The following is a 22,022-nucleotide window of genomic DNA, read 5'->3' as shown; positions in this document are numbered from 1 at the left end:
AATGAGTGTCGGTTCGATCGATCTCGCCGAGCGCGAGGAAGGCAGAATCCCGGCCGACAAGAGCACGTTCCGCGCGCTGTTCTCGTCGATCGCGCTGCCCATGTTCCTCGCCATCATCGACCAGACCATCGTCGCCGCGGCGCTGCCCGCGATGGCGGCGACGCTCGGCAATGTCGAGAACGTCTCCTGGGTCGTGGTCGGCTACCTTGTCGCCGCCACGATCGCTGCGCCGGTCTATGGCAGGCTCGGCGATGCTTTCGGCCGGCGGCGGATGATGTTCATCGCGCTCGGCGTCTTCGCCGTCGCCTCGGTGCTCTGCGCGCTCGCCGACAGCATGCTGATGCTGATCCTGTGCCGGATGCTGCAAGGGCTCGGCGGCGGCGGGCTGATGACGACCTCGCAGGCGCTGATCGGCGAGATCGTGCCGCCGCGCGAGCGCCCGCGCTACCAGGGCTATATGGCGACGATCGTCGTCTCCTCGAACATGTTCGGCCCCGTCGCCGGCGGTTTCCTGACGCATGCCTTCGGCTGGCGCTCGATCTTCCTGATCAACCTGCCGGTGGCGCTGCTGGCGGCCGTGCTGGTGGCCTGGCGCCTGCCGGCGCGCAAGATCAGGCGGGACACCAGGTTCCGCTTCGATTTCCTGGGCCTGGCGCTATTCGTGGCGCTGGTCGTCTCGCTGCTTCTGACGCTGTCGCACCTGCCGCATGGCGGAATCTCGCTGCCGCTCTGGCTGCTCGGCCTCGGCGGCGCGCTCTGGCTCGCGCTGCTCGCGCTGCTGCTCCGGCACGAGAGCCGCACGGAACAGCCGCTGATCCCGGTCAAGCTCTTGCGCCATTCCGCGATCTGGCGCGCGAACATGCTGGCGACCTTCCACGGCGCCGCGCTGGTCTCGCTCGTCACCTACCTGCCGATCTATTTCGTGGTGGCTCGCGGAGCGAGTCCGGCGCAGACCGGCCTGCTGCTGATCCCGCTGACGGCGAGCGTCGGCATCGGCTCGATGCTCACCGGGAAACTCGTCACCGCCAGCGGGCGCGTCGCCATCATCCCGACGATCGGCCTCGTCCTGACCACCGCATCGATCATCGCGCTGACGCTGACCGCGCGCTATCTCAGCCTGGTCGAGCTCAGCCTGCTGCTCGGGCTCACCACGTTGTTCATGGGCAGCGTCATGGCGGTGGTGCAGTTGATCGTGCAATCCTCGGCGAAGCCGGATTCGATCGGAGCCGCCGCAGCATCCGTGCAGCTCTTTCGGACGATGGGCTCGGCGCTCGGCACCGCGATCGTCGGCGCGGTGCTCTTCGCCGTGCTGGCCGCGAGCGACGTCAGGACGGCCGAGCATTTCACCCGCATCGTCGAGCACGGGCCGGTGGTGTTCGAGACGCTGGCGGCGGCGGAACGGCTGGTGCTGCGCGACGCGATCGCCAATGCCTTCCAGATCGCCTTCGGCACGATCGCGGTCTTCACCACGGTCGGCATCTTCCTCGCCGCCACCAATCCGCTGCGGCGGCTCTGACGCCGCGCCTCGCGGTGGCGTCAGAGCTGGGAAGTCCGTTCCGGGGAATATCCCGATGTCTGCAATGAGGGCAGCAACCGAGCGCTGACCCAGATCAATCCGGCGGCAGGAGGTCAGCATGCCACCGACGTCGGGACGGTTGTGTCGCCTCGGAGCGCCCGCTGATCTCCCTATCTCTCGATATGCGAGACGTGGTTGAGCGCGATGACCCATTTGCCATCGCGTTTGCGCATCAGGCGGGTATTGATGCCGGTCTGGTTTCCGGCGGCACGCACCAGCTTGTAATTGCTGATCAACTGGGCGGCGTCCGGCGCCAGCATCTCGATACGGATGTTGGAGAAGGCGAGCTCGCCCTGCGAGCCCGGCGCGCCGCCATAGTCGGCGATGTAGTGGTCGAGCGTCGCCTGCCAGTCCCTTTGCATGCGGCCGCGGGAGACGAAAACCACGTCGGGATTGGCGAACCCAGCCATATAGCCGTGGAAATCGCCGCGGTTCCAGGCCGCCTGCATCCCGGCGATCAGCGCGGTGATGGCCTCGTTCTCGATCGTAGCGGACATCTCGGACTTACCTTTCGAAGCATCTGGCTTGCCAGCTGGTTGCCCTCTCCCGCCGCTGTCTGACGAGGACTTCATGTGCCGTCAATGGCTCTCTCACGGAGGTGCCGGGCTCACCGAACGGCCGGGCGATCGGCGTTTCGCCCAGCCGCGCGCCCACCGCAATCCGGCCGGTGACGATGGCCTCGTGCGACTTTTCCTGGTGGCGATCGGCCCGTCCGGGATCGCGGATCCTCTTTTCCGGCATGCCGGCTGGTCGCTCCGGATCACACAATCGGATTGCATTCTGGCTCGTAAATATACAAAAGGCGGCATCGGCATGCGGGTGAACGCATGTCACCGAGATTTGTATACAATATACGGCCATATCGATAGCGTCCGCCAGGAAGCCTCAAGGCGGGTCGCAAACGGCTGGACATGAGGATGGCGATGACATTCACGACGCGACCGGAACTGAGGGGCACATTCGGGGCCGTGTCCTCGACACATTGGCTGGCTTCGACCGTCGGCATGTCCATTCTGGAAAAGGGGCACACGGCTTTCGACGCCGCGGTCGCGACGGGGTTTGTCCTGCAGATCGTCGAGCCGCATCTCAATGGCCCCGGCGGCGAGGTGCCGATCATCGTCACGCCGGCCGGCGCCCCGGCCCCGATCGTCATTTCCGGCCAGGGACCATCCCCTTCGAAGGCGACCATCACCTATTTCAAGGAACTGGGCCTCGATATCATTCCGGGCACCGGCCTGCTCGCCGCCTGCATTCCCGGCGCTTTCGGCGCCTGGCTGACGCTGCTGCGCGACTACGGCACGGCCGAGCTCGAGGATGTGCTCGCGCCGGCGATCTCCTATGCCAGGACCGGCCATCCGCTGGTGCCGCGCATCGCCAACACGATCGCGACGATGCGTGAATTGTTCGAGACCCATTGGCCGAGCTCGGCGGAGCTCTACCTGCCGGGCGGCGTCGCTCCCCAGTCCGGCAAGCTGTTCCGCAATCCGCAGATCGCCGCGCTCTATCAGCAGATTCTCGACCACGCGAAATCCGGCAGGAGTCGCGAGGCGCGCATCGATGCGGCGCTGGACTTCTGGTATCGCGGCCCGGTTGCCGAGCGGATCGAGGAATATTGCGCGACCGAGGAGGTCTGGGACGTCTCGGGCCGCCGCCACAAGGGCTTGATCACCGCCCAGGACATGGCCGACTATCAGCCGCTGATCGAAAAGCCGGTCTCGGTGAGCTATGGCGACTGCGAGGTCTTCAAATGCGGTCCCTGGTCTCAGGGACCCGTGCTCCTGCAGATGCTGCAGATCCTCAAGGGCACCGATATTGCGGATCTCGATCCGATGAGCGCCGATTTCGTGCATCTCGTCGTCGAGACGGCAAAGCTCGCGATGGCCGACCGCGATTCCTGGTATGGCGATAGTTCCGACGTGCCGACGACTGCGCTGCTCTCCCCGGGATATGCCGATATCCGGCGGGCGCTCATCACGGCTTCAGCCTCGATGGATGTCCGCCCCGGCGCTCCCGGAGGCCGCAATCCCAACCTGCCTCCGCTGCGAACGGTCGGCACCATTCCGCAGCCCGGCATTGGCGGCGGCGAACCCACGGTCGCCCGCGAGGCCAGGCTGCCGAACGACCGGCAGGGCGAACCCGCGCTGACCCGGGAAGGCGCGCAGCGCGGCGACACCGTGCAGGTCAGCGCCGTCGATCGCTGGGGCAACATGGTCTCGGCAACGCCGTCCGGCGGCTGGTTCCAGTCGAGCCCGGTCATTCCGGGCCTCGGCTTCAGCCTGACGACCCGCGGGCAGATGTTCTGGCTCGAAGAGGGCCTGAATTCCAGCCTGGCGCCGTCGAAGCGCCCGCGCACGACGCTGACCCCGTCCACCGTGTTCCGGGATGGCCAGCCCTACATGGCCTTCGGCACGCCGGGGGGCGATCAGCAGGATCAATGGCAGCTGATCATGCTGCTGCGTCATCTCCACAAGGGCATGAACCTGCAGGAAGCGATCGACGCGCCATCCTTCCATACCGACCATTTGCCGAGCTCCTTCTGGCCGCGCGAAATCAATTTCGGCGCGATCACGCTCGAATCCCGCTTCCCGGAAACGGTCCGTGATGAGCTGGCAGCGAGGGGGCACAAGATCACCGTCGGCGACGCCTGGTCCGAAGGGCGCCTGTCGGCGGTTGCGCGGGAGATGGATGGCGACGTTCAATTGGTTAAGGCCGGCGCCAATCCGCGCGGCGTACAGGGTTATGCGGTCGCCCGCTGATCCCAAGAAATCGGCGTTCCGGAGCATTTTCGAGCGAAGTGGATACCGGTTCGCGTGAAGAAAATGCGTCGAAACAAAAGGTTAGAGGATTCTCGCGGTTCGGAGAAGCGCGGAAATGCTCCAGATCAAGGGAGAGACCATTGATGAGACCAGCTTACCTCGCACTCGCAGCCAGCCTGGCGCTTGCTGGCCTGGCGGCGACTGCTGTGCCTGCCGCTGCCCAATCCGTCCTGAGGATCGGCCTGCAGGACGATCCCGATACGCTCGACCCCGTCTCCAACTGGAGCTTCGTCGGCCGGCACGTTCTCCAGTCACTCTGTGACAAGATCGTCGATATCGATGAGAGCGGCAAAATCATCCCGATGCTCGCCGAAAGCTGGGAATGGAGCCCCGACAGTACCGCGCTGACCCTGAAGCTGCGCAAGGACGCCGTCTTCCATGATGGCACCAAGGTCGACGCCGCGGCGATCAAGTACAATCTCGAACGCGCGCTCAGCGCGAGCATCTCGCGGCGCAAGGCCGAGATCAGCGCGATCAGCAGCGTCGACGCCGTCGATCCGACCACCGTCAAGATCAATCTCAAGGAGCCTTCGGTTCCGCTGCTCGCCGCGCTCAGTGATCGCGCCGGCATGATCATCAGCCCGGCGGCCGGTGCGAAGCTCGGCGACAAGTTCACCGACGCGCCGGTTTGCTCCGGACCCTATAAATTCGTCGAGCGCGTCGTCCAGGACCGCATCGTCCTCGAGAAGTTCCCGCAATATTACGACGCGGCGAAGTATCATTTCGATCGCCTCGTCTATCGCGGCATGCCGGATTCCAACGTTCGCCTGCTGAACCTGCGCTCGCGCCAGCTCGACCTGATCGAGCGCCTCGCTGCGACCGACGTGGACGCCGTCAAGGCCGACAAGGCGCTGGCCGTCGACCCCGTCATCGGCCTCGGCTATTACGGCATCACCTTTAGCATCGGCGGCGACGGCGCCAATCTCGATGCCGGCAAGAAGGCCGCGATCCGCGAAGCGTTCAGCCTCGCGATCGATCGGCAGGCCATCAGCAATGTCGTCTTCGACGGCCAGGCCAGCACCGGCAATCAGCCCTTCCCGCCCTCCAGCCCGTTCTTCGACAAGAACTTCCCGGTTCCGGGCCGTGACGTTGCGGCCGCCAAGAAGAAGATGGCCGAAGCCGGCGTGAAGTCGGTCGATCTCGAATTGCTGGTTCCGACCGATGCGGAGCGTCAGCAGGTCGCCCAGCTCATCCAGGCGATGGTCCAGGAGATCGGCATCAAGGTCTCGATCAAGCCGACCGAGCTGATGACGCTGCTCGACATCGCGCGCCAGGGCAAGTTCCAGGCGCATCTCGTCGGCTGGAGCGGCCGTGTCGATCCCGACCTGAACATCACGCCGATGCTCACCTGCGGTGTCGCGACCAACGATGCCCGCTATTGCAACGAGACGCTCGACTCGATCCTCGCGAAAGCCCGCTCGCTCGGCGATCCCGAAGCGCGCAAGGCCGAATACGGCAAGGCAATCGCGATCCTGCTCCAGGACCTGCCGATCGTGTATCTCTACCACTCGCAGTGGATCTTCGCGCACAGCTCCGCGATCACGGGCTTCAAGCCCGCTCCGGACGGCATCATCCGCCTGACCAATGTCAGCCGCAAGAACTGACCCGGCGCCAAGGCTGCGATGAGCACCTCGCTCCGACCCGTTCAGGCCACGGACGCCTCTGCGTCCGTGCTCGACGTCAACAACCTGCGTGTCGTCTTCGAAGGCGACACGCGCACCGTGACCGCGGTCGACGGCGTCAGCTTCTCCGTTCGGAAGGGGCGCACGCTGGCGATCGTCGGCGAATCCGGCAGCGGCAAGAGCGTCACCTCGCTCGCCGTCATGCGGCTTCTGCCCGAACACAGCGCCCGTATTTCAGGCAGCGTCAATTTCGACGGCCGCGAGCTGCTCGAGGAGAGCAAGAGCGGCATGCGCAGCCTGCGCGGCAACCGGCTGGCGATGATCTTCCAGGAGCCGATGACCTCGCTCAACCCGTCCTACACGGTTGGCGAGCAGATCAATGAGGTCATCCTGCGCCACCGGCCGGTCTCGAAGAAGGAGGCGACCGAACGCGCCATCGCCATGCTCAAGCTGGTGCGCATTCCCTCGCCCGAGACCCGCTACCACCAATATCCGCACAATCTGTCCGGCGGCATGCGCCAGCGCGTGATGATCGCCATGGCGCTCGCCTGCGATCCCGAACTGCTGCTCGCCGACGAGCCGACGACCGCGCTCGACGTCACCATTCAGGCGCAGGTGCTCGAGCTGATGCGCGAGCTGCAGCAGAAGACCGGCACGGCCATCATCCTGATCACCCACGACCTCGGCGTGGTCGCGGAATCCTGCGACGACGTGATCGTCATGTATGCCGGCCAGGTGGTTGAGCAATGTTCGGTCGAGGACCTCTTCACCTTCCCGCAGCACCCTTACACGGTCGGCCTGCTCGGCTCGCTTCCGCGCCTCGACGAGCGGCGCGAGCAACTGGTCGCCATCACCGGCACCGTGCCCGACATGGCCAATCCGCCGTCGGGCTGCCGCTTTCAGGCGCGCTGCCCCTTCCGCATCGAACGCTGCGCCGAGATGCCGGATCTGATCGAGGTCTCGGCGGGGCATCTCAGCCGCTGCTGGCGCGCGCCGATGGAGGAGCTCGTCCCATGATCCAGAACGCCTCCGGCTCCTCGGCCACCCGGCCGATCATCGAGGCCCGTGGCCTCGGCAAGACCTTCGTGGTCAAGCGCTCGCTGTTCGGCCGCCCGCTGGCTTCGGTCGGTGCGGTCGATGACGTCACGCTGGCGCTGATGCCGGGCGAGACATTGGCCATCGTCGGGGAATCCGGTTGCGGCAAGTCGACCCTCGGCCGTCTGCTGATCCGGCTGATCAAGGCCAGCACCGGCGAGGTCTTCATCGACGGGCAGAACGTCACCCATGCCAGCCACGCCGTCATGCGTGCGCAGCGCCGGCATGTGCAGCTGATTTTCCAGGACCCGTATGCCTCGCTCAATCCGCGCATGACGATCGCCCAGACGATTGCCGAGCCGCTGATGCTGCACGGCATCGTGCCGGCTGGCCAGCGCGCCAGGCGCGTCTCGGAGCTCCTGGAGATGGTGGGCCTGCGCCCGGAACAGGCGAGCCGCTATCCGCATGAATTCTCCGGCGGCCAGCGCCAGCGCGTCGTCATCGCCAGAGCGCTCGCCTCGGAGCCCAGGGCGATCATTTGCGACGAGGCGGTGTCCGCCCTCGACGTCTCGATCCAGGCGCAGATCCTCAACCTGCTGAAGGATCTGCAGAAGCGGCTCGGCCTCGCCTTCGTCTTCATCTCGCATGATCTCGGCGTGGTGAAGCACATCGCCGATCGCGTCGCCGTCATGTATCTCGGCAAGGTCGTCGAGATCGGGACGTCCGAAGACATCTTCGCCGCGCCGCGCCACCCCTATACGCGCGCGCTGCTATCGGCCATTCCGGTCGCGGCACCGCCGAGCCATCCGCGCTCGCGCGCGGTGCGGCTGCATGGCGATCTTCCGAGCCCGCTTTCGCCGCCCGAGGGATGCCGGCTGCATACCCGCTGCCCGCATGCCCGGCCGGACTGCAAGAGCGTCAGCATGGTGCTGGAGGTCGAGGCGAACGGCCATGCCAATGCCTGCGCCTTCTGGAACGAATTGCCGGCACAGGATGCGGCGGAGATCGTCCGCGAACCCCGCAATCCCAAGCTCGAAAAGCTGTTCGCGGCCTTCGAAGCCATGGCCGCTCGGCCGACCCAGGCCATGACGGGAGGCTGAGCCATGTCGTCACTTCTCGCCCGCCGCCTTCTGCAACTCGTCCCGACGGTCATTCTGCTGTCGATTATCATCTTTTCGCTGCAGCATCTCCTGCCGGGCGATCCGGCGCTGGTGCTCGCCGGTGAGAATCCGGACGAGGCGACGCTGGCCGCCATCCGCGCCCAGTACCATCTCGATCAGCCGCTGATCGTCCAGTATCTCTACTGGCTGAAAGGCGTGGTGACCGGTGATCTCGGCGAATCCATGCGCCATAACCGCCCCGTCCTCGACCTGATCCTGCTCAAGCTGCCGGTGACGCTGCAACTGGCGATCATGGGCATCTGCATCGCGATGGTGGTTGGCATCACCGCCGGCGTCATCTCGGCCCTGCGCCAGAACACCGCCATCGACTACGCCACCAATGTCGTCTCGCTCGCCGGCATCTCGGTGCCGAACTTCTGGCTGGGCATCATGCTCATCCTGTTCTTCTCGGTGTATCTCGGCTGGCTTCCGGCTTCCGGCTTCGTCAGTCCCTGGGAAGACCTGAAGATGAACCTCGCGACGACGATCATGCCCGCGACCGTGCTGGGCACCGCGATCGCCGGCGTCATCATGCGCCATACCCGCGGCGCCATGCTCCAGGCGCTCGAAAGCGACTACGTTCGCACCGCCCGCGCCAAGGGCCTGAGCGAATGGGTCGTCGTGATCAAGCATGCGATGCGCAATGCGCTGACGCCGATCATCACGCTCGGCGCGCTCGAATTCGGCGCGCTGCTCTCCGGCGCGGTGCTGACCGAGCAGATCTTCACGATTCCGGGCTTCGGCAAGCTGATCGTCGATGCCGTCTTCACGCGCGACTATCCGGTGGTACAGGGCGTCGTCCTGGTGACCTCGCTCTTCTACATCATCCTCAACCTGCTGGCCGACATCGGATACATCCTCGTCAACCCCAGACTGAGAAGCTGACTGTGGCGACGATCTCGGAAACCGCTCCCTCGACCAACCCGCTCGCGAATGTCTTGGGTGGCCGCCTCTGGCGGCGGCTGTCGAAGCGCAAGAGTGCGCTGGTTGGTCTCGCCGTCGTGCTGCTTGTCGTGTTTGTGGCTGCCTTCGCGCCGCTTCTGGCGCCCTACGACCCGGCGGCGCAGAGCTGGACCGCGGTGCGCAAGGCTCCCTCCGCCGCGCACTGGTTCGGGACAGACGAGGCCGGCCGCGACATGCTTTCGCGCATCATCTGGGGTGCCAGGGCCTCGCTGATGGCCGGCCTCACCTCTGTCGGCATCGCCATGGCGATCGGCGTGCCGCTCGGGCTCGCGGCGGGCTTTCTCGGCGGCCTCGTCGACGGCTTCATCAGCCGCTTCACCGATGCGATGCTCGCCTGCCCGTTCCTCATCCTCGCGATCGCGTTTGCAGCCTTCCTCGGGCCCAGCCTGACGAATGCGATGCTCGCGATCGGCATCACCGCCATGCCGCTCTTCATCCGGCTGACGCGCGGCCAGGTGCTGTCGATCAAGGCGGAGGACTATGTCGAGGCGGCGAGCGCGGTCGGCAATCCGCAATGGCGTATCGCCGTGCGGCATATCCTGCCCAACATCCTGCCGCAGCTCATGGTCCAGGCGACGCTGACGATCGCCTCGGCGATCATCGCGGAAGCGAGCATGTCCTTCCTCGGCCTCGGCCTCCAGCCGCCGGCACCGTCCTGGGGCTCGATGCTGAACTCGGCCCAGCGCTTCCTGAGCAATGCGCCGTGGATGGCGCTCTGGCCGGGCATGGCGATCTTCGTGACGGTGCTGTCCTTCAACCTGCTTGGCGACGGCCTCCGCGACGCCCTCGACCCGCGCTCGCGCTGAAGCGCGGAAATTCTCTATCCCTCATCCATCGAGCATTGCGGCATATTCGGGATGGCGTGACGCGTAGCCTGCCATGAAAGGACATGTCGCGACGGCCCTTTGACCGCGCGCCCGCAGAATCTCGAATACGCCACGCGCCAGCGTGGAGCCTTTGCCCTGCCCCGAGAATTCCTGCGGCACCTCGGTATGGAGAAGGTGCACGCGGCCGTCTTCGATCTTGTAATAGGCGGCGGCGACCGTGCCGCCGGTGAGCGGCATCTCGAAGCGGCTCATCGCGGGATTATCCCGAACCTGTTCATCCATGGCACCCTCCAATATGAGAACAGACCCTAGCGCTTGGTCATCTCGATGTCGGGAATCGTCGGCCTGGTCGTGCCCAGCTCGCTATCGACATGGGGCGGCGAGGGATTTCGCGAGATCCGGAGCGCGATATAGATCGCGACGGCGAGCGACAGGGCGACGAGATAGGCCAGCATGCCCTGCGGACCCATGAGCTGCATCAGCAGGGTCGCGGCGAGCGGCCCGAGCGCCGAGCCCGTCCCCCAGAGGAACAGTAGTTGCGCGGAGAGCCCGACCGCATGGTCGCGCCCCATCCGGAAATAGGCATGCGTGACCGCGACCGTGTAGAGCGGGATGCTGCAGCCGCCGATCAGCGCGAACAGGGCGAAGAGCCAGAGCCGGCCATGGCTCGCATCGAGCTGCAGGAGCGTCGCGAGCACCGCCGCAGCCACGGCGACGAGACTGGTGGCAATGAGCATGATCAGGCGGCTCGGGACGCGGTCGGCGAGCAGGCTCATCGGCCATTGCAGCAGCAGGGCGCCGATCTGGATGCTGGCCGTGAGCAGGATGGTCGCTCTCTGGTCGAGGCCGGAGAGGATGCCATAGGCAGGGGCGACATTCGTCAGCGGCCCGCCCACCAGCCCGACATAGAGGCAGCCGACGACGGCCGCCGGCGCGTGCAGCCACAGCGTCCGCAAGCCGACCGAGACGATCTCGCTCGATTCAGGGCCGCGCGCGCGTGTCAGGGCGACGGGGATGAGCGCGATCGAGAAGGCCATGCTGGCGAACAGGAAGATGTCGTGCGTCTGGATCGCGACATAGCCGACGCCGATCTGGGAGCCGATCAGCGCGACGCGATTGAGGATCTGGTAGATACCGAAAATCCGGCCTCGCTGGGCACGGTCAGCCTGCCCGCTGATCCAGCTCTCGATGCAGATGCCGTGACCGGCCGCGGCCAGGCCCATCACCAGCCGCGACACGCCCCACCAGGCTTCCGGCAGCAGGGGGAAGCTCAGCGTCGAGACCGCCTGAAGCGCGGCGAACACCGCAAAGCCGCGTATATGGCCGACCCGCCGGACCAGGGAAGGATTGGCGAAGCAGCCGAGCAGGAAGCCCAGCGAATAGGACGATGCGACGAGACCGATCAGGAGCGGGGGCTGGTTGGCGATCGCCATTTGCAGCGGCACGACCGTGTTCACGATCGTTCCGGCGACCTGCAGGATCAGCGCCCCCGCAACAATGGCGCCGAGCGCGCCAACTGAGCCGCCACGGGCCTTGGTTGTCACTTCGCCATCGCATCCGAGAAGCCCATTCCGGGACGCTATCAGGTCTCACAATCTCGGAAAAGCCGGCGGCGACCGCGACGATGTTGGCCCCGCTGCAAATCGCGTCAGCGTGACTTTCAGTCAGTAAAAAGCAACGCTCTGGAGCCAAAGAATCCGTGTCGCCGGCGATACGTTTGGCTTCCACGCGGAGTGATCGGCGGGCTCGTCCTCGGGGATGGTCGTCATAAATGATCATTGTTTTACAAAAAACATTCTGTTAGCATTTCGTTGGCTGCCGCAGGCCCCATCGCAACAAGACCGGCTACGGCAACGCATCGGTCGGCCACGACGATTCGACGGGGCGTTACCCGGGAGATGTTGATGGACAGGCGAGATTTTCTGAAACAGGCCGGCGTGTCCATGGTTGCCTCGATTGCATCCCCGGCACTCGTGCGAGCGGTCGAGCGCACGACGCTCCGCTTCGTTCCGCAAACCGAGCTCGTCCTGCTCGATCCGATCTTCACCACCGCCTACGTGACCCGCAATCACGCCTATATGGTCTTCGATACGCTCTACGGAATGGACGGGACCTACCAGATCAGGCCCCAGATGCTCGAGGGCGACAAGGTCGAGAATGACGGCCGTCTTTGGACCCTGATGCTGCGCGAGGGCCTGCTCTGGCATGACGGAGAGAAGGTTCTGGCGCGCGATTGCGTCGCGAGCATCAGGCGCTGGGCCGCCCGCGACACGTTCGGAAGCTATCTGATGGCGGTCACTGAAGAGCTGGTGGCTGTCGACGACCGCACGATCCAGTTTCGTTTGAAACGTCCCTTTCCAGGGTTGCGCATGGCGCTCGGCAAGACGACGCCTCCGATGTGCGCGATGATGCCGGAGCGGCTCGCCCTGACCGACCCGATGAAGGCATTGACCGAGATGGTCGGCAGCGGGCCGTTCCGCTACAGGGCCGAGGAGCAGCAGGCGGGCATCAAGAGCGTCTACACCAAATTCGAGGGCTACCGGCCGCGGGATACCGGAACGCCCGATTGGACCGCCGGGCCGAAGATTGCCCATTACGACGAGGTCGAGTGGACGACAATATCCGATGTCGGCACCGCCTCCGCCGCCCTGCAGGCCGGCGAGCAGGACTGGCTCGCCTATGCCTCGCCCGATCTCGCCCCTTTGCTTCGGGAGACGAAGGGCATTCGCCTTCAGCAGCTCGATTCGAGCGGCATGGTCAACATGCTGCGCGTCAACCACCTCCAACCGCCATTCGACAATCCGGCAATCCGTCGCGCACTGCTCGGTGCCTTCGACCAGACCGCCTGCATGGAGGCGATCGTCGGCTCGGATCCAGCCTCCTATCGCGTGCCCCTGGGCTATTTCTGTCCGGGCACGCCGATGGCAAGCGAAGCCGGGCTCGAGACGTTTCGCGGACATGCCGATCCCCGGAAGACGCGGGAAGAGCTCACGCGGGCGGGCTATGCCAATGAACGCATCGTCCTGATGGTTCCGGCCGATAATCCGCCCCTCAAGGCGCTCGGCGATGTCTGCGCCGAGCTGATGAAGGATGCCGGCCTTAATGTCGAATACGCCGCGATGGATTGGGCCTCGATGCTGGCGCGGCGCAACAAGCGGGAGCCGATTTCCCAGGGCGGCTGGCACGCTTTCGTGGTCGGTTCCGCGGGCATGGATTGGCTCAGCCCCGCCGTGCATTCCTATATTCGCGGCAATGGCACCGCGGGTATCACGGGCTGGCCGACGAGCGCGAGGCTGGAGCAATTGCGGGTCGACTGGTTCGAGGCGCCGGACGAGGCGGCGCAGCGGCAAATCTGCGCCGACATTCAAATGCAGTGCCTTGTCGATGTCCCCTACTATCCGCTCGGCCAGTATCTCCAGCAGACCGCCAGCCGGACGAGCATCGACGGCATCCTGAACGGCTTCCCGGTCTTCTGGAATGTCCGGCCGGCATAGAGCATTTTCGAGCGAAGTGGACACCGGTTCGCGTGAAGAAAATGCGTCACTACAAATAGCGAGAGAATTTTCGCGCTTCGGAGAAGCGCGGAAATGCTCTGGCGCGGTCAGCGCGAGCCCGACGATGCTGGACTACGACTACACCCGCAATGCCATCCGCTCACGCGCGGAGATGAACGACTGGCACGCGCGCCATGGCGAGCCGGTGCTCGAGCCCGAGCTCCCGATCATCGACGCGCATCATCACATCTGGACGCATCCAGGCCGCGAATATTCTGCCGAGGACATGCTGGCCAATGCCAATCTGGGCCACAACATCGTCGCCACCGTCTTCATCGAAGGAAGCTCGCAGCACCTGAGCGACGGCCCGGTCGAGCTGAGGCCGACCGGGGAAACCGGCTTTGTGGTTCGGAACGTCTCCTGTCTGCCCGAAAAGGGCGATCGGATCGCTGCCGCGATCGTCGGCCATGCCGACCTGCGCCTCGGCAAAGGCCTTGCTCCCGTGCTGGATGCCCATATCGCGCTCGCCGGAGGGCGGTTCCGCGGCATCCGTCAGCATTTGCGCTGGGACGCCTCGGGCATTGGCATGTTCGGGCGCGCCGATCCCGCTCATCTGGCCGCCGATGCCGCATTCCGCGCCGGCTTTTCGCTGCTTGCCTCGCGGCAGCTGAGCTTCGACGCCTGGGCGTTTCATCATCAGTTGGACGAGATCGCAGATCTCGCGAGGGCCTTTCCCGACACGACCGTCATCGTCAATCACGTGGGCGGCCCGCTCGGTGTCGGACCCTATTCCAACCGCCGCAATGAGATTTTCCTGGAATGGCGGGAGGGCATCAAGGCACTCGCCGGGTGTCCCAACGTGGCGATGAAGCTCGGCGGGCTCGGGATGCTCTATTACGGCTTTGGTTTTCACAGGCGCGATACGCCGCCGAATTCTCTCGATCTGGCCTCCGCCTGGCGGCCTTACGTCATGACATGCATTGACTGTTTCGGGGTCGGCCGATGCATGTTCGAAAGCAATTTTCCCGTCGATGGCCAGTCGACCAGCTATCTTGTCCTCTGGAACGCCTTCAAGCGCATCACGAAGGATTTTACGGCTGAAGAGAAGCTGGATTTATATTGTCGATCTGCGGCTAGCGCATACAAGATAACCAGCACTAAATTCTGAGAGCTTCCAGCTGAGGCGCTCCCATCGCGAGCGACAGCGGGCCACGACGATCGGGCCTAAGCCTCAAGGCGATCTCGATAAAACCTGCTCCCGTCCCGCCCGCTCAGCCGGATCGGTCAACCTCCGTCGGCGATGGCGGGCCTGAAAGGCCGGGGGCCACTGACCTCACAGGCTGATCCGGCCGCATCCCGACCATCACCCAACTGTCGTAAAGCTGTCGCAAAATTCGGCGCGTGGTCGAGCCCGGGAATCAGGAGATCATGATGACCGAGGATCTTACGACCATGACGACCAACCTGCCGACGGTCGTCGCCGATCCCAATCTCGTAGCGCAGATCAAGCAAGGCATCGATCTCGGGGACCGCGCGCTGGTCACGAGTTTCGGCGACAGGTCACAGCGCGACGTCGTCGCCTTCGCCGATCGCGTCCTGGCCCAGACCCGTAACCGGGAGATGGGCGATACCGGAGCATTGCTGCTCGACGTGATCGAGAAGGCGCGCGGCCTCGACCCCGCCACGGTTCAGAAGGCCGGCTTCTTCGAGAAGCTGATCTCATCGGCCGAAAGCCGCCTGCGTCGCTTCGTCGGCCGGTTCGAGGACGTCGCCAGCCAGATCGAAGGCATCAATATCCAGCTCGACAAGCACAAGGACATCCTGCGGCGGGACATCTCGCTGCTCGACGATCTCCATGAGGAGACCCGCCGCTCGATCCAGTTTCTCGAAGCCCATATCGCCGCCGGCAAGGTCTTCGCCGAGGAATTCCGCAACGGACGCCTGCTGGAGCTGAAGTCCGAGGCGGATAGCGCGCAGGCGACGGGCGATGGCCTGATGGCGGCGCAGGCCTATCAGGATGCCGCCCAGGCGGTCGACCGGCTGGAAAAGCGCGTCTTCTATCTTCAGCAGGCGCGCCAGATCGGGATCCAGCAACTCCCCCAGATTCGCCTCGTCCAGGCTGGCGACGAGACGCTGATCGAGAACCTGCAGGCCACGACACAGCTGACGATCCCGGTCTGGAAGCAGAAGATGGTGCTGCTGCTCGGCCTGACCCGCCAATCGGCCGCGCTCGACCTCCAGAAGACGGTGACCGACGCCACCAACACGATGATGCGGCAGGCCTCCGAGATGATGAAGAGCCAGGCGATCGAGATCGAGAAGCAGGCCCAGCGCGGCATCATCGACATCCAGACCCTCGAGAAGACCAATCGCGATCTCATCGACACGGTCACCGGCGTGCTCGCGGTGCAGCGCGAAGGTCGCCAGAAGCGCGCCGCGGTCGAGACTCGCATGCAGCAGCTGACCGGGGAGTTGAAGACCGCGCTTGCGAGTTCCGCCGCGTGATCGGCGGCGGTGCAGCGGGCACGCCGATGGTCCTGTCCCGCTTCGCGGTCCGGCTGGCGCTTGCCCTCGCGGGGGCGCTGGGCCTGAGCCTGGGCATCGCGGCCTGCTCGCCCTCCGGGCCGGAGATCGCGATCGCCGCCGGCTCGGAGAACAAGGTGCTCGAGCCGCTGGTGCAGGAATTCTGCAAGTCGCGCGGCGCCAAATGCGGCTTCAACTACCAGGGGTCGCTCGATATCGGCTTCGGCCTGAAATCGGCGACCGCCCCGCTCCAGGCCGATGTGGTCTGGCCGGCAGCATCGATCTGGATCGATCTCTTCGACGAGAACCGCAAGGTCAAGCATCTGGCCTCGGTCTCGCAGAGTCCCGTGATCCTGGGCGTGCGCAAGTCCAAGGCCGAGGCGCTGGGCTGGACCAGGGACGAGGTGACCACCGCAGATATCGTCGCGGCGGTCGAGAAGGGCGATCTGAAATTCCTGATGTCCTCGGCGACGCAATCGAATTCCGGAGCCGGCGCCTATCTCGCGATGCTGACCACGGCCGTCGGCAAGGGCGATGTCCTGACCAGCGGCGATCTCTCCAGTCCCGATGTCCGGCAGAAGGCCCGGGCGCTGCTCGCCGGCGTCGAGCGCAGCTCGGGCTCGAGCGGCTGGCTCGGCGACCTGTTCCTCGACCAGGACAAGCGTGGCGTCCGCTACGATGCGATGTGGAACTATGAGGCGGTGCTGAAGGAAACCAACGACGCGCTCGTCGCGCGCCGCAGCGAACCGCTCTGGTTGGTCTATCCGAAAGACGGCGTCGCGGTCTCGGACGGGCCGATTGGCTATCTCGATCGCGGCCGCGGCAAGGATGTCGAGAGCTTCGTGCTCGATCTGCAGAAATTCCTCGCCTCGGCTGAGATCCGCAAGCGCATCGCAGCGACCGGCCGCCGCCTTCCCCTCGGCGCCGGCGACAACGCCCCTCCGGTCGCGGACTGGAATTTCGATCCGTCCCGCCCGATCACGGCGGTGCGGCCGCCCGAGCCCAAGGTCATCTGGGACGCGCTCAATCTCTACCAGGAGGCGTTGCGGCTGCCTTCGCTATCGGCACTTTGCCTCGACGTCTCCGGAAGCATGGAGGGCGAGGGCATCCGCCAGCTGCATGAGGCGGCCTCCTTCCTGTTTACCCCCCAGACCACCCGCGCGCTCCTGGTGCAATGGTCGGCGGAGGATCGCATCATCGCGATCCCGTTCTCCAGCGTGCCGGGCAAGGCCGAGCAAGGCACGGGTGTCCCTGCCGATCAGGATCGGCTGAAGGCCTGGGGCCTGCAATTGCGGGCGGGAGGTGGAACCGACATGTATAGCTGTGCACGTTCGGCGCTGCAGGCCATGGCGGCCGATCTCGGCACCGGCAGGTTCCTGCCCGCCATCGTCATCATGACCGACGGTCAGAGCCAGGGCTCTCCCGAAAGCTTCCTGCGCGACTGGCGGCAGGACGGGCACAGGGTGCCCGTCTTCGGCATCACCTTCGGCGATGCCGACCGCTCCCAGCTCGAGCGTCTCGCAAGCGAAACCGGCGGGCGGATATTCGACGGGCGCTCGGGGCTGGTCGAGGCGTTCCGCGCCGTGCGCGGTTATAACTGACGCATGGATCCGGGTGGCGCCAATGGCTGGAACCACCTGCTCGCCGGCGGCGTCGCGGCGCTCGCCATTCCGGCCGGCGTCTTCGGCCTCGGCCTTCCGTTCCTGGTCGTGGTTCCGGTCGCGCTCGGGCTCTATCTCGGCACCGCCTTCCTGCTCGCGCCGGCGCGGGCGATCGACCGGATCTCCGCAGAGCGGATCGGCCGGGCGCAGGCCGAACTCGTCGCCGGCCTGATCGAGGAGGGCGAGACGCTGGTCGCGCGCCTGCGGCAGGCGTCGGGCAACCTGACGTCGAAGGAGGCGGCCAGGCGCGCCGCGCATATGGCCGAGATCGCCCGCAGCATTCTCGACCGCCTTGCGCAGGAGCCGGGCAGGCTGCCGGCGATACGGCGGTTCCTCACCTATTACCTGCCGCGCTCCGTCGATATCGCGGAGGGCATGGCCGTGGTCGAGGGGCAGCGCAGCGGCGATCCCAAGCGGCTCGCCGAGCTCGGCGAGATGCTGGGCAAGCTCGACCAGGCCTTCACCTACTATTCCGACAGTTTCGCGCAGGCCCAGCTCGACCTTCTCGATGTCGAGCTGAAACTACTCGGACGCTCGCTCGCCGAGGATATCGGCAGCCCGACGGGACTTGCGAGCCTGCCCCAGAAGGGAAACTCCTGAATGGCGATCAGTCGCCGCACCCTCGGCCTTGGCCTTCTCGGCTTCAGCGCGGCGGCGACCGGCGCCGCGCTCTACGGGCGCTCCAACCCGCTCATTCGCGGCTATCTCGGTGAAACGACCAAGCTTTCCGGCTTCATCGGGGGCGAGAAGGAGCGTTTCGTCGCCGATCCCGACGTCGTCACGGCACTGCGCCGGCGCGCTGGCCTGGAACTCGACGCGCGGCGCGCCGGTAGCATCGAGATGGCGCGCGAACGCGCGATCCTCGACCAAAAGCCGCAATTTCTCTGGCCGTCCTCCTCGGTCGTGGTCGATCTGGCGCGCGCGAGCGGGGTGAAGATCCGGCGCGATCAGGTCATCCTGAATTCCCCGATCGTGGTCTATTCCTGGGACAATGTCGCCAAGGGGCTGGTCGCCGGCGGCTTCGCGAAGGCCGATGGCGATCTGCGCTATCGCCTCGATCTCTCCGCGCTGCTCGGCGCGATCCTCCAGAACAAGCGCTGGTCGGATATCGGCGTGCCCGGCCTCTACGGCAATGCGCGCCTGATCTCGACCGATCCGAACCGGTCGAATTCCGGCTTCATGCTCGTCGGCCTCGCCGCCAATCTGCTGGGCGGAGGAGTCGCCACGAGCGCGACGCCTGCCACGATCGGCGAGCAGGTCGCGACCATCTTTGCCCGCATGGGCTACAAGCCGAGCTCCTCCGGGAAGATGTTCGAGGACTATCTCGCCGGCGGGCCCGGCGCCCAGCCTCTCATCGTCGGCTACGAGAACCAGCTCGTCGAATGGGTGCTGGAGGACGAGGCGCGCTGGCGGCGGCTCGAGGCGGCGGCCCCGGCGAAGCCGGTCATCCTCTATCCTGAGCCGACCGTGTTCTCGGCGCACCCGCTGATCGCCGTCGACGATCAGGCTGGAGCCCTGATCGAGGCGCTGATGACGCCGGAGGTCCAGGAGATCGCCTGGACGAAGCACGGCTTCCGTGGTCCGCTCGGCATTGCCGGCGAAAGCGGCAACCCATTGGTCAAGGACCGCATCCTGCCGCGCATCGATGCCGTGATCCCGATGCCCGACTTCCACACGATGCTGGCGCTGATCGATCGTCTGGCGTGAGCCGGGGCCGTCAATCCGGCGCGAGCGTCGCGTGAGAGGCGCGGGGGCGGATCCGGATGCCGCTCGCGCGTTGTTCGGCCGCATGGGCGATCCAGCCGACCGAGCGGCCGGTCGCGAACATCGCCTCGGCCGCCCCGACCGGTAACCCGTAACCGGCCTCGGCGATCACCAGCGCGATATCGATGTTCGGGCGCAGGCCCGTGCGCCGCTCGACAGTATCGATCAGCCGTGGCGCTTCGGGGATGATCCGGCAGCGCGAGAGCACCATCGCCGCGCGCGGATCGCCGTCGGGATAGAGCCGATGGTAGAACCCCGCGAGCGGCTTCTCGCCCGCCTGCGCCTCGTCGATGAGCGCGTCGAGATCGACGCCGCGTCGGGCGGCTGCGAGCAGGGCCCTGGACAGGCCGATCACCCCGGTATGTTCGTAGCCGCAGAACGCGGTCAGCGCCGAGACCAGGACGGTGCAGCAATCCACGTCGGTCGAGGCGACGACCCGCGCCGTGAAGGCGGATGTATTGAGTTCGTGGTCGGCGCTGCAGACGAGGATGCGGCGAATGACATCGGCGGCATCGGGGGCGTTCCAGGCCTGCGCGAAGGCCTCGTGCATGGGAAGCCTGGTATCGAGGGCGAGCCCGGTCGCGGCGCAGCCAAGCGCCTGGACCAGCTTCGCCTCGTTGAGGCCGGGAACGGCGGAAAGCTGTCGTGCCCAGGCCACCCGGCGCATCAGGGCCATCAAGGCGATGGCACGGTCGACCGGGCTTTCCGTCTCCAGCAGCGCCACCAGTTGCGTCCAGCCGGCAACGCCGGCGGGGTCGAAACGTGCCTCGCTGAAAGGCTCGTCCGACACGCCCCAGAGCAGGGCCGCGACCTCTTCGAGGGAGGCTTCTTCCGCGAACTCGCCGATCGGCCGGCCGCGATAGCTCAGCATGCCCCGCTCGATCTGGCTGACGCCGGTCTCGAGCACCGGCAGCCCCCAGCTCAAGGCTGTCGCCGCGGCGCCGGCGGGCTTACGGGCCCGCGTCTTGCGCCAGACCAGGCGTTCGATATCGGCCAGCGCATAGAGATGGGCCCGTCCGTTCTCCGCCTGTCGCTCGGAGCGGATCAGCCCGCGGCTGACATAGGCGTAGAGCGTCGCCCGGCTGACGCGCAGCCGGCGCGTCGCCTCGTCCACGTCGATCAGCGCCTTGGCGGGGTCGATGCTCATGACGGCCAATCTCGAAACATGTTGAAATATTGATTCAACCTTGACCCCGATTCAAGTGGTTTATACGCTAGCTTTCAGCGTACTCGATCTGCACATTCTGCATGCGCCTGTGCATAATATTGCGGCTGCGACGCTATTCGGTAGGTCTATTGCAGTATCTCGTGGCGAGTGATTGGGCTCGATATCATGTGGCGCTGCACAAAATGCGATGAGATTGATCGAGTCCAGCCATGAGTTCAGTCGATAAGCAGGCAAGTCTTCTCAATTTGATCGCTCAATCCGGCGAGTTGCTTCTCCAGGAAGCGATCGGCGTCGCGACGATCCCCGCTCCGCCGTTCGCAGAAGCTGAGCGCAGTGCGCATATCGCCAGGCGCTTCCGTGAGGTCGGGCTCGAAGATGTCGCCGCCGACGAATTGGGCAACGTCGTCGGACGCAAGCGGGGGCCGGGCCCGCGGGTCATGGTCGTCTCGCATATGGACACGGTATTCCCGGCGGGGACCACGCTCCAGCCCCGTATCGAGGACGGATCGATCTATTGCCCTGGTATCCGGGACAATTCGACGGCCGTCGCCAATCTGATCAGCCTGGCCTCTCTGGCCGCCAAGGCGGACTGGCAGGCGCCTTGCGACCTGATCCTGGCCAGCAGCGTCGGCGAGGAGGGGCTCGGCGACCTGCGCGGCATGCGCCGGCTCATGGCCGATCACGGCGGCGAGCTCGACGCCGTGATCGCCTATGACGGCGATCTCGGCAATGTCGTCTATGGCGGCGTCGGCAGCGAGCGCTACAGGGTGACCTATCGCGCCGCTGGCGGCCACAGCTTCGCGGCCTTCGGCAACCCCAGCGCCATCCATGGCCTGGCCACGGCCTGCGCCCGCTTCTGCCGGATCGAGGTTCCGAAGGAGCCGAAGACCACGTTCAATATCGGTACGATTCAGGGCGGTACCTCGGTCAACGCCATTGCCGAGGAAGCGGTCGCGCTGACCGACATGCGCTCGGTCTCGCAGGGCGTGCTCGACAAGCTGAGCGCTCAGGCGCTGCGGATCTTCGAGGAGACCGCCTCGGAATTCGACTGCCGGGTCACGCTGGAGAAGGTCGGCGACCGGCCGGCGGGAAGCGTGCCCGCCGATCATCCGCTGGTCACGACGGCGGCCGCGGTGCTTGAGGAGATGGGTCGCAAGCCGCGCTTCTCGGCGTCCAGCACCGATGCCAATATCCCGCTCTCGCTCGGCATCCCCGCGATCTGCGTCGGGTCCAGCCTGGGACGCGGCGTGCACACGCTCGGCGAAAGCATGGAGATTGCCTCGGTGGTGCCGGGCCTGCAGCAGCTCGTGCGGCTGCTGTCGCGCATCGATACGGCCGTCACCAGGGCCTGAAAATGACGCAGCCAGTCCAACGAGGCGGCTGAAACCAAAAAAGAGGGGTATCGGCATGTCA

18 protein-coding genes are annotated in these 22,022 nt (G+C 65.7%); 14 read left to right on the top strand and 4 right to left on the bottom strand.

Features of this window, described 5'->3' with window-relative positions:
• Window position 1 precedes the first annotated feature (1 nt).
• Entirely contained in the window at window positions 2-1,516 is a 1,515-nt protein-coding gene (locus tag EV560_RS07870) for an MFS transporter (RefSeq protein WP_131855180.1), read from the top strand.
• 170 nt (window positions 1,517-1,686) lie between these two features.
• Here the strand turns inward: EV560_RS07870 and EV560_RS07865 are convergent, their stop codons facing one another.
• Complete coding sequence (locus EV560_RS07865; protein WP_131855179.1) at window positions 1,687-2,073, bottom strand: nuclear transport factor 2 family protein; 387 nt, start codon at window positions 2,071-2,073, stop codon at window positions 1,687-1,689.
• A gap of 426 nt (window positions 2,074-2,499) precedes the next feature.
• On the opposite strand from EV560_RS07865, the gene EV560_RS07860 reads away from it, so the two are divergent.
• The 6 genes from EV560_RS07860 to EV560_RS07835 all read left to right on the top strand — a co-directional run bounded on the left by EV560_RS07860 (window position 2,500) and on the right by EV560_RS07835 (window position 9,978).
• A complete protein-coding gene (locus tag EV560_RS07860; RefSeq protein WP_131855178.1) occupies window positions 2,500-4,332 on the top strand; it encodes a gamma-glutamyltransferase family protein in 1,833 nt (610 codons plus the stop codon).
• A 143-nt stretch (window positions 4,333-4,475) separates the two neighbouring features.
• Entirely contained in the window at window positions 4,476-5,996 is a 1,521-nt protein-coding gene (locus EV560_RS07855) for an ABC transporter substrate-binding protein (RefSeq protein ID WP_131855177.1), read from the top strand.
• Between the two features lie 18 nt (window positions 5,997-6,014).
• Window positions 6,015-7,031 (top strand): ABC transporter ATP-binding protein, encoded by a 1,017-nt coding sequence (locus EV560_RS07850; protein ID WP_131855176.1) that lies wholly within the window; start codon window positions 6,015-6,017, stop codon window positions 7,029-7,031.
• Window positions 7,028-8,149 carry an ABC transporter ATP-binding protein gene (locus EV560_RS07845; RefSeq protein ID WP_131855175.1) on the top strand — a complete coding sequence of 374 codons (1,122 nt, stop codon included), beginning with the start codon at window positions 7,028-7,030 and terminating at the stop codon, window positions 8,147-8,149. Before EV560_RS07850 ends, EV560_RS07845 begins: the two co-directional genes overlap by 4 nt.
• 3 nt (window positions 8,150-8,152) lie before the next feature.
• A complete protein-coding gene (locus EV560_RS07840) occupies window positions 8,153-9,094 on the top strand; it encodes an ABC transporter permease (protein WP_131855174.1) in 942 nt (313 codons plus the stop codon).
• Between the two features lie 2 nt (window positions 9,095-9,096).
• Window positions 9,097-9,978, top strand: coding sequence for an ABC transporter permease (locus tag EV560_RS07835; protein WP_131855173.1), 882 nt, complete (start codon window positions 9,097-9,099; stop codon window positions 9,976-9,978).
• A gap of 21 nt (window positions 9,979-9,999) precedes the next feature.
• On the opposite strand, the gene EV560_RS07830 is transcribed toward EV560_RS07835, so the two are convergent.
• Window positions 10,000-10,281 (bottom strand): GNAT family N-acetyltransferase, encoded by a 282-nt coding sequence (locus tag EV560_RS07830; RefSeq protein WP_131855172.1) that lies wholly within the window; start codon window positions 10,279-10,281, stop codon window positions 10,000-10,002.
• Between the two features lie 26 nt (window positions 10,282-10,307).
• Window positions 10,308-11,543, bottom strand: a complete 1,236-nt coding sequence (locus EV560_RS07825) for an MFS transporter (RefSeq protein WP_165923372.1) — start codon at window positions 11,541-11,543, stop codon at window positions 10,308-10,310.
• A 354-nt stretch (window positions 11,544-11,897) separates the two neighbouring features.
• On the opposite strand from EV560_RS07825, the gene EV560_RS07820 reads away from it, so the two are divergent.
• From EV560_RS07820 to EV560_RS07795, 6 genes are all read left to right on the top strand, one after another.
• Window positions 11,898-13,493, top strand: a complete 1,596-nt coding sequence (locus EV560_RS07820; protein WP_165923371.1) for an ABC transporter substrate-binding protein — start codon at window positions 11,898-11,900, stop codon at window positions 13,491-13,493.
• A gap of 124 nt (window positions 13,494-13,617) precedes the next feature.
• Window positions 13,618-14,661, top strand: a complete 1,044-nt coding sequence (locus EV560_RS07815) for an amidohydrolase family protein (protein ID WP_131855169.1) — start codon at window positions 13,618-13,620, stop codon at window positions 14,659-14,661.
• A gap of 260 nt (window positions 14,662-14,921) precedes the next feature.
• On the top strand, window positions 14,922-15,998 hold the full coding sequence (locus EV560_RS07810) for a toxic anion resistance protein (RefSeq protein ID WP_207907968.1): 1,077 nt from the start codon (window positions 14,922-14,924) through the stop codon (window positions 15,996-15,998).
• Window positions 15,999-16,024: 26 nt separating this feature from the next.
• On the top strand, window positions 16,025-17,617 hold the full coding sequence (locus EV560_RS07805) for a substrate-binding domain-containing protein (RefSeq protein ID WP_207907981.1): 1,593 nt from the start codon (window positions 16,025-16,027) through the stop codon (window positions 17,615-17,617).
• A gap of 3 nt (window positions 17,618-17,620) precedes the next feature.
• Window positions 17,621-18,277 (top strand): 5-bromo-4-chloroindolyl phosphate hydrolysis family protein, encoded by a 657-nt coding sequence (locus tag EV560_RS07800; RefSeq protein WP_131855167.1) that lies wholly within the window; start codon window positions 17,621-17,623, stop codon window positions 18,275-18,277.
• On the top strand, window positions 18,278-19,384 hold the full coding sequence (locus tag EV560_RS07795; RefSeq protein WP_131855166.1) for a type 2 periplasmic-binding domain-containing protein: 1,107 nt from the start codon (window positions 18,278-18,280) through the stop codon (window positions 19,382-19,384).
• A gap of 10 nt (window positions 19,385-19,394) precedes the next feature.
• Here the strand turns inward: EV560_RS07795 and EV560_RS07790 are convergent, their stop codons facing one another.
• A complete protein-coding gene (locus tag EV560_RS07790) occupies window positions 19,395-20,588 on the bottom strand; it encodes a citrate synthase family protein (protein ID WP_131855165.1) in 1,194 nt (397 codons plus the stop codon).
• A gap of 230 nt (window positions 20,589-20,818) precedes the next feature.
• Here EV560_RS07790 and EV560_RS07785 point away from each other — a divergent pair, with 230 nt between their 5' ends.
• Window positions 20,819-21,961 (top strand): M20/M25/M40 family metallo-hydrolase, encoded by a 1,143-nt coding sequence (locus EV560_RS07785; protein WP_131855164.1) that lies wholly within the window; start codon window positions 20,819-20,821, stop codon window positions 21,959-21,961.
• Window positions 21,962-22,022 lie beyond the last annotated feature (61 nt).

The sequence above is a fragment of the Allobosea sp. BK604 genome (genome assembly GCF_004341515.1).
Taxonomy (GTDB): Bacteria; Pseudomonadota; Alphaproteobacteria; order Rhizobiales; family Beijerinckiaceae; genus Allobosea.
Note: the sequence above shows the minus strand (reverse complement) of the source record. Positions and strands in the feature narration are given on the sequence as shown.